A 13562-nucleotide genomic window follows, 5' to 3' on the forward strand; every position below is an offset into this window, starting at 1 on the left:
CCCCGCGATCCCGCCTCAGCGCCACGAGACCCCCGTCGCCTGCCCGGACTGGATCTACAACAATCGCAATCAGGTCGAGCGCCTCTGGGCGAGGCTCAAGGAATGGCGTGCCATCGCAACCCGCTACGAGAAAACCGCCACAAGCTTCATGGGTGTCCTGTCCCTCGCCGCAGCCCTCGACTGGCTCAAGCGATGACACGCCCTAATCCGCGTTGCGAGGTCGGAAGGCGATGGCTAGGTCTTGTCCGGCTCTGTTGTGGGAGCGGCAATAGCTCCCACACCGTTGCCCACCTCCGCTCCCGTATGAGGCGGTACACCGCTCGGCAATACGGGAGCGCGTGAGGACTCCTCCTGCACCTGTGCAGGGCTCAATGTGGTCGGCCTCTGGTCTGGACACCGCTGGTGGTCTTGGACGCGATTTTCTACGGCTCTTTGACTAGATTAGCCGCAATCGACGCTTCCGCCAACACCTTCCTCTACGCGGCAGCCGTCATGTTTCTCGTCAGACGCCTCGACCGATTATCCCGATATCTCGGACGAAATCTGAGGGATGATTCCGATCAATTTTGAATATACATATATATGTATCCGGTTGAGATCGCCCCTGTCTCATGAGCGTCATGACTGCTTTATTGTAGGGACGCCGAAATCCATCCCGATATGCAGGGCCACTGTCCCAGCCAATCAAGCTGACTTGTCCAACCTCTGTATGCTGCCGCGTGCCGTGACCGAAGTGGTCGTCGAAGTATGCCCTCGCCGTGCTGACGGTTAGAGCCCGCTTCTTGGGCTCAGAACGCGGCTCAGGACGCGCCGGAACCCAAAAACGAGCGACGCTCATTGGAGATTGCTATGAGGATAAATCTTCCACTCGATGTTGCCGCCTTGATACTCGTCTGCGGTCTGCCGAGCGCGATGGCTCAGACCACATCACCAGCTTACCGCTACTCGGGTCCCCACGCTGGCGGACCTGCCGATGATCTGAATAGAGGCGGCGCGGTGCAACCAGTGGTACGGCCAGTAAAGCCGCCGGCCTACGGCAATTCTGGCTCTCATGCCGGCGGCCCTGCCAATGATCTGAATAGTGGCGTCGCGGTGCAGCCAGTGGTACGGCCGTTGAAGCCGCCGGCCTACGGCTATTCTGGCTCTCATGCCGGCGGCCCTGCCAACGGCCAGCCGCGCAATTGAGACCGCTTGTCCTTATGGATGGCCTCCGTTCCGACTGACCGTCAGGGCATGCCCTTCCTGCCCAGTGTGTCAGCGGCAGCGGTAGGTGCAGGACGCTTGCCGACGGTCTACAGGGCACCGTTCCTTGCCCCCTAAAGGAAAGAGGTTGGTGAGAGTTATTCCGCGCCGTGCTGGTAGGGCATGGGCTGTACGTGAATCGCTAACCCCCAGTGGCGATGGTTATTAGCAGGAGAAGATTCCGGGTATCCCGGTATCCGTCCTGATCGCTGGCCACCGGCTATCAGGGACGGCCTGGCTCTGGCACCGCGAGGGCAGGCGCATCAATGTCGCCATCCGCAGCACCAATTCCAGGTGAAGCGATACGGGGCGGCCCGCAGTCTGTCCGCTTGACCTTCCGTCAAACATCAGCGTGCGGGCTCTACGTCGAGATATTGATCGAGTCCCGCAATCGGTCCTGCAAGATGTTCGCTGCTGACGCCAGGTCGACCGTCGTGTGAACGTTGATGGCCAGAGCGATTAAAGCTTGCCAAATTTCCGACCGATCCTGCAAGTAGCCGGTCGCATCGATGGAACCCCCGGTCGATCGTTTCACCGCACGCGCCCTCACACGCAAGTGGCTCTCGGCGATGTCAGGTTGCAAATGACGCGCTTCGTGCCGGCCACCTGCACGTCCGCTACGAATGGCCATCTGCCACTGCGCGTCCGATAGCCGTGTCTCGTCCGATCAAGCACCGCTCGTCATTACAGCTAGAAGGTAACGGCAGAGCCTGTTCTCGGGCCTGTGACAAAGTCAGGAGATGACGATGCCGAAGCTGGGACTTGCGGGGCTGTCCATCGCTGCAGCTCTTGCGCTCGGACTGAGTGGCGGAGCAAGTGCGGCCCCGCTGATGGGTTCTCAGTCAGCGATTGGCGCGTTCGGGATCGCGGACGGGCCAATAATTAAGGTGCAGACCATGGGAATGATGCGTCGGCACGACCGTCGGATGGCGCGCCACGACCGGAGAATGGACCGACGGGACTATCGGCACCACCGGAGAATGGACCGGCACTACTGAGTCGAGCCGCTGAACGATAAAAAGGCGCCGCCCTCCGTCATCGAACGAGCCGAAAGAGAAGCTCGCATTTAAGCGATTCCGCGGGAGGTTTGGGTCATCTGGATGGGCGGCGTGCCTCGAATACAATATTAAATGAAGGATATTGCGCAATCCGATTTTGAAAAAGTAACGACAGCAGATTTATGTCAATGCGTTTCTAAATACAAAACTTGATCGAAGAGGACGGATCAACCATGGTCGCAGGAATAACCTAGGTTATCGGGATCAAGCGGATCCGGAATCAAGGGGACCCACGCCATGGCATACCCTATCGCGCCACACACGAACGGCCGCTCGGATCCGTCCCCCGCAGCCGGAACTTCCCGCTGGCCTGAAACGCAGCCTGTCGGTTTCATCCATCCCGAGGTCGCACGAGCGCTCTACGCTGTCCTCGTCGAATTCGGCGCAAATGCCGACGCCCTTGTGGCCGAGATCGGTCTCGATCCGGCTCTCTTCGACGGCGGTAACCCCCTTGTCTCCTACGCCGCGTTCGGCCGCCTGATTGCCCTCGGAGCCGAGCGCACCGGCTGTCGCCATCTCGGCCTCCTCGTCGGTCAGCGGAACACCCTGGCCTCGCTCGGGCCGATCGGACTGCTGATGCGCAACTCGGACACGGTCGGGGACGCCCTGCGAGCGCTCGAAGAGCAAGTGGGCAAGCGGAACTGGGGCGCGGTGGTCGGGCTCGGCACTTGCCACGGCGTGTCGGTCCTCAGCCACTCACCCTACGATCCGAGGCCCGAGGTAGCGGCCCCCCATTCCGAGCGCGCGCTCGCCACGATGACCAACGTGCTGCGGGGGCTGTGCGGGTCCGGCTGGACTCCTTTTGAGGTATTGCTGCCGCGCTCCGCCCCGCGAGACAGGCGGCCCTACAGCGTCTTCTTCCGCGCGCCGCTCCGGTTTGACGAGGAGGTGGCTGCCCTGGTGTTCCCGGCCGAACTCCTGGAGCAGCCGATCGCGGGCGCGGATCCGGTTGCCCGCCGAGACCTCGAGGAGCGGATCCGCCAAACCGGGGTCGATCAGCCCTACACGTTGACGGACGAGCTGCGCTGCTACCTTCAGACCGCTATCACACGGCAGCGCTGCACGGCTGACCGGGTGGCGCACCAGAAAATGACGAACCGCCGCACCATGGCCCGCCGGTTGCGGGCGGAGGGCACGAGCTTCAAGCAGCTCGCCGATGAAACGCAGTTACGGGTGGCACAGCGGCTGCTGGTCGACACCGGCTTGAGCTTGACGCAGATCTCAGAGGCCCTGCACTTCTCCGAACCCGCAGCCTTCACGCACGCGTTCCGGCGCTGGTCGGGCAAGGCCCCGAGCGTCTGGAGGCTGGAGAACCGGTCGAAGGACACCGAACCGCAGGGTAAAGATCTGCCGCCTAAYCCGCCGGGCCCTAAACTGGTTCACTGAGGGCCGTAAGGCGAGTTCTTCGCCAAAGCCGACTGTCAGTTCGGTAATCCGCGGGAACCCGGCGGCACCGTGTTGCGATAATAGCCTATGCGATTGTGCGGCTGGTCAACGGAGGATCAGCTGCAGGTGCAGATTGCCGGATTTGAGGAACTGGCGCTGTAGCTATCCTGGCTGGGCATGAGCGACACCACCGACGATCCCTTCACCCCCGAGCAGCTGACCGAGCTGGTCCTGATGCAAGCGAACAATTCCGCAGAGACCGTGAAGGAACCCGGGGCATTGGCCGATCAGTCACTGGCGGCCCTGGTAATGAACGCGCTCGTGCTGCACGAACGGGAGCGTATCAATCTTCTGGACCACGATACCGTGCTGCCCGAGGCCACTCGGCGGCCGAAGTCGATCCGCCCCAGAGGTGGGCGCCAGCGTGGCTCAGGTGATCAAGACCGTCTTCGACGGCGAGGTACCGGCCGTTTGTAGCCCTACCAGCATCAACGGAAGTGAGGTGGAGGCACAGCACTGATGCGTCGGCTCGGGTGCTGCTGGGTCCAGGAGCGATTGGCGTTTGGCGTGGAAGAGCTAATCATTTGACGGAACGCAATCTCGCTGAATGTGGCTCCCCACGACAGCGGTCCTGGCGTGAAAGGGGCGGCGCAGAGATCGGTCGAAGCATCTGCGGCTCTGGCATCCACCGCCTTATCTCCGCCGCTCGTTCAGGCCTCAGAGGGCCAGCCAGAGCAGCGCCGACGTCACCAACGCGGCAATCATAGCCACRGCCAGAGGCTGAAGACTGCCGATGGTCCGGTAACGACCGCCGTCCGTGACGATGCTCGCTAGCGGCTTAGCGCGTGCCTCCCGCTTTGCTGCCTCCCGCACGCGGCTCGCCCTTGCGATTTAGATGGATCGAAGCACCAGGGCCATTGTTCGCTCCCATCTTGTCTGACGAGCGCATCCTGCCAAGTCGAAGCGATCGCCGGCCCGTGGCCGGCGTGCTGGTGTACACTCCAACAGACGATGCGAGGCCCGCGCAGCATCATTCCTTCAATTTCGGTCATACTAAACGCTGAACCGGACAGCCTGCTTGATCCGACGAGCTGCACAGGGCCCACGATGTGAGGCTTCTTGACCGCAGACGAATTGAGTCAGGTGCTCGCTTGTGCAACCTCGACCAAGACACCCTCAAGGTACGCCTTGATCCGGCCTATACCGGCCGCGCTTGGTCCTTTGATGCTGAAGCCGATCAGCTCGCCGCGTGCATGAACCCTGCGGACAAGAGTTTCCGCCTTCGTCGCCACCTCGCGTTCAGTCGGCGCGTGCAGAATGCTGCCCGTCTCGCAGGTCGTAATCCGGACTTCGAAGATAGGAGAATCACCCATGATCATTGCCATTCTTCGCCCGCACTGGGGCGAAACCATGGTCGAATACCTGCCGATACTCATTGCACATGCCATGTGAGCTTTCAAGGTGATGCGCGCCGTCGAAAACAGAGCGTCTGGTCGCCCCGAAGACTGGATCCTCTGCGATTACCCTCTAGAGGCTCCGCGCCAGGCGGATGGAGGTTGAATTTATCTAAATATTTTTATTTGAAAGTTCTCGGCACGTCCCGAAGGATCAAGCACCGGGGGCCTGATGATTCTACTACATCAGAGCGCCTATCGCGGCGTTCGCCTACCGCTTATCCGGGGAGAAAACCATGTCTACCATGCGAACTCGCGCAACAGGCCTGCTCACCGGAGCCGGAGTTGCGGCGGCGAGTCTCCTGACTGGCTCGCTGGCTCTTGCTGAACCGCTGGTGCTGCGTGTCAATCCGCATCTCGCCGATCACGGCGTTCTCATGCAGGGTGACGAGAGCGGGACGATCCAAACGCTGTTTGATGCGGGACCTCACTACACCGAAGCGAGCGGTGTGCGAGTCGGGCGCGGCAGCGTGATCCCGGGCTGGCTGGGGTTGGGTTCATTTCAAAATGTTTCGCTCGCGGGGCTAAACCCGGATGGATATTACGGCTACTACATATCTCCTGATGACCAGGCGGTCGTCATCGATCTTGACTCGCGCAGAGTTGTCCGTGTGATCTCACGCTGAAGGCCTGGGTTTGACGAGACTTGGCAGCGGGCACCGAAAGGATGGCATTGTAGGAAGAGCTGTGCCGGTCCATCGCATCCGGCGAATGATCGGGCGGGACAGCAGACTCGCTCATGTGGTCGCTGTTTTGGGGACCGGGAGAGGGCGATGCGCGACACTCTGATCGTGCCACAACTTAGGGTCTTTGCCCTGCTCCGGTACGCTCTCGTTCTTGCGCTTCTTGAACCGCGCCGGGTTTCCCGGAGGCCGTTTGGTTTGGGTCATGCGGCCAAGGCTTGGACCTCGGCCTGGGTATAATAGCGCGCTTCCGCCTCGGCTGGAGGGATGTGGCCGATCGGTTCGAGCAGCCGACGGTGATTGAACCAGTCCACCCATTCGAGCGTGGCGTACTCGACGGCCTCGAAGGAGCGCCACGGCCCACGCCGGTGGATCACCTCGGTCTTGAACAGGCCGATGATCGTCTCGGCGAGGGCGTTATCGTACGAGTCGCCGACGCTGCCGACGGACGGTTCGATGCCGGCCTCAGTGAGGCGTTCGGTGTAGCGGATGCTGACGTATTGCGAGCCGCGGTTGGAGTGGCAGACGAGGCCACTGCCAGCGAAGGGGCAGCGCTCGTGAAGGGCCTGCTCCAAGGCATCGAGCACGAAGTCCGCCCGAGCCGAGGACGACACCCGCCAGCCGACGATCCGGCGGGCGAAGGCGTCGATGACGAAGGCCACGTAGACGAACCCGACCCAGGTCGCCACGTAGGTGAAGTCGGCGACCCATAGCCGGTTCGGGCACTCGGCCTTGAACTGCCGATTGACCCGGTCAAGCGGGCAGGTCGCGGCTGGATCGGGAGCGGTGGTGCGGACCCTGCGCCCTCGGACGACACCGGCCAGGCCCATCGCTCGCATCAGCCGGGCGACCGTGCAGCGCGCCACCGCGATCCCCTCGCGGGCGAGTTGGCGCCAGACCTTCCGGACCCCGTAGACGCCGAAGTTGGCCGCGTGCACGCGCCGGATCTCGACCATCAGCATCGCATCGCGCTTGGCCCGAGCCGGCAGCCTGCCGGGATCAGCCCGCCGTGCGGCATGGGCGTGGTAGGTCGACGGGGCGATCGGCAGCACCCTGCAGATCGGCTCGACCCCGTAGGTCTCCCGGTGATCGGCGATGAAGGCAATCATGACCGGAACCGGCGGTCGAGCTCCGCCTGGGCAAAATACGCCGACGCCTTCCTCAGGATCTCGTTGGCTTGCCGGAGCTCGCGCACCTCCCGCTCCAGCGCCTTGATCCGCTCGCGCTCGTCGCTCGTTGGTCCAGCTCGCCCCCCCCTCGATCGCGTTCGGCCTGGCGCACCCAATTGCGCAGCGTTTCGCCCGAGCAACCGATCTTGGCCGCGATCGACTGGATCGCAGCCCATTGCGAGCCGTGCTCGCTCTCGTGCTCCCGAACCAGCCGGACCGCCCGCTCGCGAACCTCAGGGGAAAAGGGTGGAGTATGCTTCGTCATGGCTCCAGTCTCTCAAGAGTTGGAGCCTCCGAAAATCTCGGGGCGGTTCATCTGGGCACGCCCGAAACGACCTTCGCACGCGCTATAATCACCGCTTCAAGATCGGTAAAACTGTTCCCGAGTTCAGTGCCGCCCCCAGTTGCATGCACCTGAGGAGGAAGGCGTTTCATCCCGTGGAGGGCTGGTCCGTGAGGATCGTTGCCATCGTGTGCAAGACTGTAACGACTGCCCTTCGGCGATCGGGCAACCGCAGCTTCACGAGCATGGGGCCAAACAAGAATATAGACGCAAAATAGGCCCGGCTCGGGCGAAGGCCCCGTCAGCCAATGCACTGGCACAATCGCTCGAACCGGAGTTTTGATTCTAATTCAAAATAACGGGGCATTATAGCTGTCATTTTATATGCGTTTGTATAAAAGATCCTGAATCATCCCAAAATTTACACCTTATATTATTTAGAGCAAAAGCGGAGTCAATCGAAAGTGTGTCTGGAACGGTTTCGCCTCACTTGCTGCCGAGGTGATTTTCTGCGCCCTGTGCTTTATCATCTTCTTACGGTTTGGTTTTACAATTAGGGAGATAGATATGAGAATGCTAGGTACCCATTTTATGCTGGCTGTTGGCATGTTTCCAGCCGCAGCACTCGGCCAACAGTCACCTGTTCGTGAGGCTCTCTAACAGAGCTGCACCGGCGACTACGTGGCTCAATGTAGTCTTATTTCCCCAGGCGGACCCGAGATCGAAGTGTGCTTCCGGGTCAACGTCAATCAACTATCGCTCGGCTGTTCGGCCGCTATTTCGAATTATAAGCGCGATCAGAAGTCGATGAGAAAGGTCAGCGTGGCCCATTGAGGGTTTGATCTCCGGGCATTCCCGGAAGAGGTCCGCCTCTCATCATGTCCTCTCTTGAGCGCGCGGCGTTGAGGCCCTCAGCCCGCTATGCAGCCAAGCTGTGGAGAGCGTGAGGGCCGGACGAACTGCAGTTTCGGAGCCGTCAATAGGAAGGCTCACTCTGCCGGGGCGGCCGGTGCTATGCCGGTAATCTGAGCCGCGGGTTGCTCGCTTAGCCAGCGGTAGAGCATTCCGCCCAGCGCGCCACCGACCATCGGGGCAACCCAGAACAGCCAGAGCTGTGCTATCGCCCAACTGCCGGCGAACAGGGCCGGCCCCGTGCTGCGCGCCGGGTTGACCGACAGGTTCGTCACCGGAATGCCGACGAGGTGAACGAGCGTCAGGCAAAGCCCGATGGCCAGAGGCGCGAAGCCGACCGGCGCCTTGCCGTGCGTCGCCCCCATGATGACGAAGAGGAACATCATCGTGAGCACCACCTCGACCAAGAGGCACGAAAGCAGTCCGTAGTGGCCCGGCGAGTGCTCGCCGTAGCCATTGGCGGCAAAGCCCTTCGCAAGGTCGAACTCCGGCGAGCCGCTCGCGATGGCGTAGAGCAGCGCCGCGGCAGCCGCGCCGCCGATGACCTGTGAAACCACGTACGGAGCGATGTCGCGGGTCGGGAAGCGCCCGCCCGCCGCAAGCCTGATGGTGACTGCTGGGTTGAGGTGACACCCCGAGATGTGGCCGATGGCGTAGGCCATGGTGACCACGGTCAGGCCGAAGGCGGCGGAGACCCCAAGCAGGCCGATTCCGACCTGCGGGAACCCGGCGGCGATGACGGCACTGCCGCAGCCGGCAAAAGTGAGCCAGAAAGTGCCGATCGCCTCGGCGCTGCACTTGCGGATGTCCATGCTTGGCTCCTCTGCCCAGAGAACGAACTGGACCGGCTTAATCGGTGGGCTACGAACATTCTGGGCAGATCCGTGGTGCGGAGACACGCAGGATCAACGATCTCAGCAAGCTCCCGACTTCTGCAAACCTTCAGCCGTCGTGAGGCCGGAACTCATCATTGCGACGGCTGCAGCGATGACACTTGGCGGCGTCAGCGCGTTACTCCGTCGGTCCTGTCGCGCCTCACCACGAGACGCGACGGCGTCCGAGCGCGAACTGCTCCTGAGAGCACGTTCGCCGATCCCAGACGGCGACAAGGTCGGTCAGTTCAGCTGCTCGTATCAGCGGCGCCGGTCGTTCCTGCGGTCGTGCCGATCCGTCCGGCGATCTCCCCGACGATCCATTCCCACGGTCCCGGTCTTGATCACCAAGTCAGAGGCAGCTCCGGCCGCCTCAATCGCGGAATGTGAGTTGCTGAGCGGGGCAGCCTGCGGCCCGCTTCCCAGACCGAGCACAAGCGCCGCAGCGACAGAGAGTCCTGTAAGTCTCAGATACGGCATCATCATCTCCCTCACCTCGTCGCTGGCCTGAAGGCCCCGCCATCCCATCTTCGCACTTCCTGCGTGCGCTGCTTGATCCGGCGAGACACGGCCATTGACATAAGCTATGGGGCAGGGCCGAAGCGGCAGAGCTCACTAAGTGCATTTGTGTGGCCCATTCTCGGAACGCCGGCGTCTGTGCTTGCGCGCGGTCGGCCCAAAAGCCCAAAGCCGGCAAGGAACTCACTACAAGAGCTCATAGTGGTATTGCGCGAGTGGGTTGAGAAAGAAGCTGTATCCGACGCCCAGGCGTTGGCTCCGACAACGGCTGGAGCGCTGCGCTGGCTCCTTCTGGCCTTGTTGAGGCAAGCACCAGCACCAAGCTATCGCCGCCTACCCTTACTGATGTCCTGGACCGCGCCAGTTCAGCGATTGTCGTCCGGTTCAAGCTCGTCGTGAACTGCCGAGCTCAAGCGGATATTTCGGCAACAAGCGTTTACCGCTGTCCCGATTAATCAAGCAGCGTGTGCATATAGTATCCACACTGGACCACGATGTCGTTCGTTGCGGCGTTAACACTTTTTGGCGTGCTTTGGATCACAGTGGAGTGCACGAGATGCGACGCATAAGGCTGTTGGTGTTTGTCGCTCTGTTCCTTGGGAGTTGGCTTAGCCTGGGCGCACTGGAGAAGGGGCGGTTCGGCGTCAGCGTGGCCGAGGCGGCCGGGGGCTGCGGCATCGGCTTTCACCGCGGACCGTATGGCGGCTGCCGTCGGAACGGTTATGGGGGCTACTATGGTGGGCGTGGTGTCTACGGCTACCGGGGCGTTTATGGGTACCGCGCAGGAGCCTATGGATATCGCCGCGGCGGAGTCTACGGCGGGCGACGCGTCGGCGTCTACAGAAGCGGCGGCTTCCATGGCGGCCGAGGCTTCCACGGCGGCCGAGGCTTTCGCCGATAGGTGGCAAAGGCGTCAGCACGCCCGGTCCGGCCGTGGGATCGACAAACGGATGGTTTGAGGCGACCCGTCGCATCAAGCGACCGGCCTGGCGGCACCGCACAATCGCTCAGGCGCTCGCTATGCTGGCGGTTCGGGATAGAACGATGTCTGCCCCTCTGATCATGCCTATAGCGATGGCGGCTATGTTCACGGCCGGCGCCATCCTGATCGTGCATCTAGAGCAACATGCCGAGCACGTCAGAGCCGTGCTCTGGATTACCTACCTGCTCTTGGCCACGTTCGTCGTTCTAGCTATGCTCGATCGCTTGGCCAACGACCACCGAAACCCAGGGGGCGCGATGGCTCAAGTGCAGATTCGGAGATCGCCTACACCGGCATCAGATTTACAGCTGATCGAGTCTAACTGGCGGCCTCTGAAGGCTAATCAGTGAACCTGATTAACGACTTTCTACCAATAAAAGCTAATCAATTGGCGGATCTGATTGCATTATCTCGTCACGTTCGCCGCGCACTTCCTATCCGAGGCCTTACCGAACCCGTTTGCAGACACAGGGTTTCGGACGAACAATAGCGGCGCCGCGGCCTGCACCGACTCGCATATTGCCTAATAAAGCGACCCGCGACACCGATTACAAGGTGGAGCTCTTCCGTGCCTTTTCCAGCAGTATAAGCTCTTCCCAAAATCTCGGTGCAAGTACCGTGTGTTGCGCCTTGTCTACAGGAGCGGTCTTTWTCCATAAATCGTCGTGACCTTCATGAGTTTTCGGTCAACCTTGAACGTGCCTGAGTAGGTTCTGCCGTCTAGCTTGACGTGGATCGAGTGGCCCGGCATGCGAAAATCCTCCCGGCTGCGCGACGAACATCTTAGCAGTACATCGATCTGTGACGTTTTTTCATCACACACGTTATCATAGAAAGACGGAGATGGCGCGCTTGGGAGGGCTCGATGCTTTGCTTCAAGAACGGGCCGTGCAGCAACCGTGATTTGATCAGCGAGGCAATTGGGTTTGATATAGCAAGATTCATCGAGCTCTGTGGATACGATGCGTTCAGAGTGTCCTTCGAGAGATCTCGGCGAGCCCGGGGAAGAGTAAATCAAGCGGAAAAGCTGATATTGACTCAGGTGGCCCTCAAAGTAAGGCAAAGGCGTTTCCAAGAGGCCTCGAGGTTGCCCGTTCAGGCTGAGCTGGCACTACGGGCGAAAGTGCGTAAACCTCGTGTTGTGGGAGCGCACGATCGCGCAGCGTAATATGCTGGCGTCGCCGACCTTCGACCCGGACTGAGAAGCCGATAAGCGTTTCGCGGTTTCCTCACCGCGCGATCAGGGAGCTGCCATGAAGCCCAACGACAAGCACCGCATCGCTATATCGATACCGCTTCGAATTACTGCCCGATTTGAATGCGAGCATTAAGGCAGGGACCGGGCGGCAAGGTGGCAAAAGCTTGACCGTTGTCGGCGAATCTGGTCTATTGACAGCGATGCAGAAGATACAGATTTCATCGCGTCGATAGGGGGCGTACTATGTGCGCGCGCAAAATATTTTATGTCTTCTCCAGAGTTGACCGGACCAACGAGTTCTGTGCCGTTCGGCAGGATCAACCGATCCCCGGTTTTCTGGATGGTGTGAGTTGGGAGCTGTCCCGAATTCTCAATATCCCGGTCGAAAAACTGCTCGGTTTCGATTTAGATGACGCCGAAGCCGCTACGCGGAAATCGGGCGTGTACCACTTCCGGCGGGAATTCAGCTTCGCCTTGAGCTGGAATGATTTGGACGCCGCGTAAGAACGGGTTCGGCGCTCATCGCGTTGCGCCCATTCCGGAGTGTGCAGTCACAATCTGCCAAGCTGCGCACAGGATCGCGGCGATCCAGCGGAGCGCGAGAAGCCCGGCCGCAGCAATCACGGCGAGAATGATACGTTCCTGTCAGGAACGCCTGACCTGGTCCCGAACGGGCGTCGTGAGACCCTGAACAACCGTCGCACCCAATTCCGCCTAATCGACAGTTCTTTGCAGGCGCGGTTCCCGAAATAGTCCGATTCCGCATGCCCGCGGGCATCAATCCACAACGGTCACTCGCTGACGCGCCGCCTGTCCGAGCTGAAGGCGTCACTTCCGCTTCTCCGGGATTATGCCACCGACGAATGGATACGCGTCCTTGCTGCCGGAACCGACTCAGAGCTCTTCAGGCGCCCTGACGAGGCACGCTCAGTGCGCAAGGTACCGGGCCCGTGACAAACCCGTTTTTTGATAGCGACTGCAGCAAAAATTAGCCCGTTCGCAGCGACTTGAGACTCATTGCAGCACTTCCAGCGAGTGCTTCCCGTATAGTAATCTGACAAGCAATGTTGCTAGGCTAATTGAGGAGCTGAAATTAGACGCTCCGACGTTGGTTGAGCATAGAATGGACGGGATGACCGCTGCAGTCGTTGGCGGCGAGCCTGAAGAGGTCATTGAAGCAAGCGCCCGCATCGATGTGAATGAGGTGTTCGTCCAAGTTGCTGGCCGGCAGATGTACGTGTGCGAGTTGTCTATGCCGAGGCGAGATGCCGGACGGGCTGGTCCCGGCAAAACCAGATGGACGAGCCGCCCGGAAGCTAATCCGCAGGCTGCCGAAGCAGCAGGGCATGGCACCCGAAGCGTGGGTTGCGGCCAAGTGCCGTCTAGGGCGTGTCATCGCTTGAGCCAGTCGAGGGCTGCGGCGAGGGACAGGACACCCATGAAGCTTGTGGCGGTTTTCTCGTAGCGGGTTGCGATGGCACGCYATTCCTTGAGCCTCGCCCAGAGGCGCTCGACCTGATTGCGATTGTTGTAGATCCAGTCCGGGCAGGCGACGGGGGTCTCGTGGYGCTGAGGCGGGATCGCGGGGCGCGCACCCATGTTCCAGATGTGCTCGCGGAAGGCGTGACYGGTGTAGCCGCGGTCTCCGACGACCCACTTGGGCACGCCTGGCAGTTGGTCGAGCAATGGAACCGCATGGGGCAGTTCGTGCGCCTGTCCCGATGCCAGCCGGAAGGCGATGGCGCGGCCCTGCCCGTCGGCGATYACGCAAGCCTTGGTGCCATAGCCGCCACGCGAGCGGCCA

At 61.0% G+C, this 13562-nt stretch carries 11 protein-coding genes, 1 pseudogene and 1 other annotated feature; of the genes and pseudogenes, 7 read left to right on the forward strand and 5 right to left on the reverse strand.

Annotated elements, in window-relative coordinates:
* On the forward strand, window positions 1-196 hold a 196-nt coding region (locus ACXJL8_RS16630), incomplete at its 5' end, for a transposase (RefSeq protein ID WP_456685252.1).
* Window positions 197-1603: 1407 nt separating this feature from the next.
* On the opposite strand, the gene ACXJL8_RS16635 is transcribed toward ACXJL8_RS16630, so the two are convergent.
* Window positions 1604-1873 carry a hypothetical protein gene (locus ACXJL8_RS16635; RefSeq protein ID WP_456685253.1) on the reverse strand — a complete coding sequence of 90 codons (270 nt, stop codon included), beginning with the start codon at window positions 1871-1873 and terminating at the stop codon, window positions 1604-1606.
* Window positions 1874-2537: 664 nt separating this feature from the next.
* On the opposite strand from ACXJL8_RS16635, the gene ACXJL8_RS16640 reads away from it, so the two are divergent.
* Both ACXJL8_RS16640 and ACXJL8_RS16645 read left to right on the forward strand, forming a co-directional pair.
* Window positions 2538-3686 carry an AraC family transcriptional regulator gene (locus ACXJL8_RS16640; RefSeq protein WP_456685254.1) on the forward strand — a complete coding sequence of 383 codons (1149 nt, stop codon included), beginning with the start codon at window positions 2538-2540 and terminating at the stop codon, window positions 3684-3686.
* 177 nt (window positions 3687-3863) lie between these two features.
* Window positions 3864-4163: a hypothetical protein gene (locus ACXJL8_RS16645; RefSeq protein ID WP_456685255.1), complete on the forward strand. Its 300-nt coding sequence runs from the start codon at window positions 3864-3866 to the stop codon at window positions 4161-4163.
* 662 nt (window positions 4164-4825) lie between these two features.
* Here ACXJL8_RS16645 and ACXJL8_RS16650 read toward each other — a convergent pair.
* On the reverse strand, window positions 4826-5065 hold the full coding sequence (locus ACXJL8_RS16650; protein ID WP_456685256.1) for a hypothetical protein: 240 nt from the start codon (window positions 5063-5065) through the stop codon (window positions 4826-4828).
* A 311-nt stretch (window positions 5066-5376) separates the two neighbouring features.
* Between ACXJL8_RS16650 and ACXJL8_RS16655 the strand changes: the two genes are divergently transcribed.
* The gene (locus tag ACXJL8_RS16655; RefSeq protein ID WP_456685257.1) at window positions 5377-5766 is read left to right on the forward strand and encodes a hypothetical protein; all 390 of its coding nucleotides are present in this window, start codon (window positions 5377-5379) and stop codon (window positions 5764-5766) included.
* A gap of 260 nt (window positions 5767-6026) precedes the next feature.
* Here the strand turns inward: ACXJL8_RS16655 and ACXJL8_RS16660 are convergent.
* A pseudogene (locus ACXJL8_RS16660) lies at window positions 6027-7257 on the reverse strand (IS3 family transposase).
* Window positions 6858-6974 (reverse strand) — a sequence feature (AL1L pseudoknot). Its footprint overlaps the pseudogene before it by 117 nt.
* 1007 nt (window positions 7258-8264) lie before the next feature.
* The gene (gene aqpZ / locus ACXJL8_RS16665) at window positions 8265-8999 is read right to left on the reverse strand and encodes an aquaporin Z (protein WP_456685258.1); all 735 of its coding nucleotides are present in this window, start codon (window positions 8997-8999) and stop codon (window positions 8265-8267) included.
* A 1135-nt stretch (window positions 9000-10134) separates the two neighbouring features.
* Between aqpZ and ACXJL8_RS16670 the strand changes: the two genes are divergently transcribed.
* From ACXJL8_RS16670 to ACXJL8_RS16680, 3 genes are all read left to right on the forward strand, one after another.
* Window positions 10135-10479 carry a GCG_CRPN prefix-to-repeats domain-containing protein gene (locus ACXJL8_RS16670; RefSeq protein ID WP_456685259.1) on the forward strand — a complete coding sequence of 115 codons (345 nt, stop codon included), beginning with the start codon at window positions 10135-10137 and terminating at the stop codon, window positions 10477-10479.
* Between the two features lie 143 nt (window positions 10480-10622).
* The gene (locus ACXJL8_RS16675) at window positions 10623-10910 is read left to right on the forward strand and encodes a hypothetical protein (RefSeq protein ID WP_456685260.1); all 288 of its coding nucleotides are present in this window, start codon (window positions 10623-10625) and stop codon (window positions 10908-10910) included.
* A 1091-nt stretch (window positions 10911-12001) separates the two neighbouring features.
* Window positions 12002-12262, forward strand: coding sequence for a hypothetical protein (locus ACXJL8_RS16680; protein WP_456685261.1), 261 nt, complete (start codon window positions 12002-12004; stop codon window positions 12260-12262).
* Window positions 12263-13150: 888 nt separating this feature from the next.
* Here ACXJL8_RS16680 and ACXJL8_RS16685 read toward each other — a convergent pair.
* Window positions 13151-13562, reverse strand: a 412-nt coding sequence (locus ACXJL8_RS16685; RefSeq protein ID WP_456685262.1) for an IS5 family transposase, incomplete at its 5' end; no start/stop codon positions are given.

The organism is Bradyrhizobium sp. P5_C11_2 (assembly GCF_054049755.1).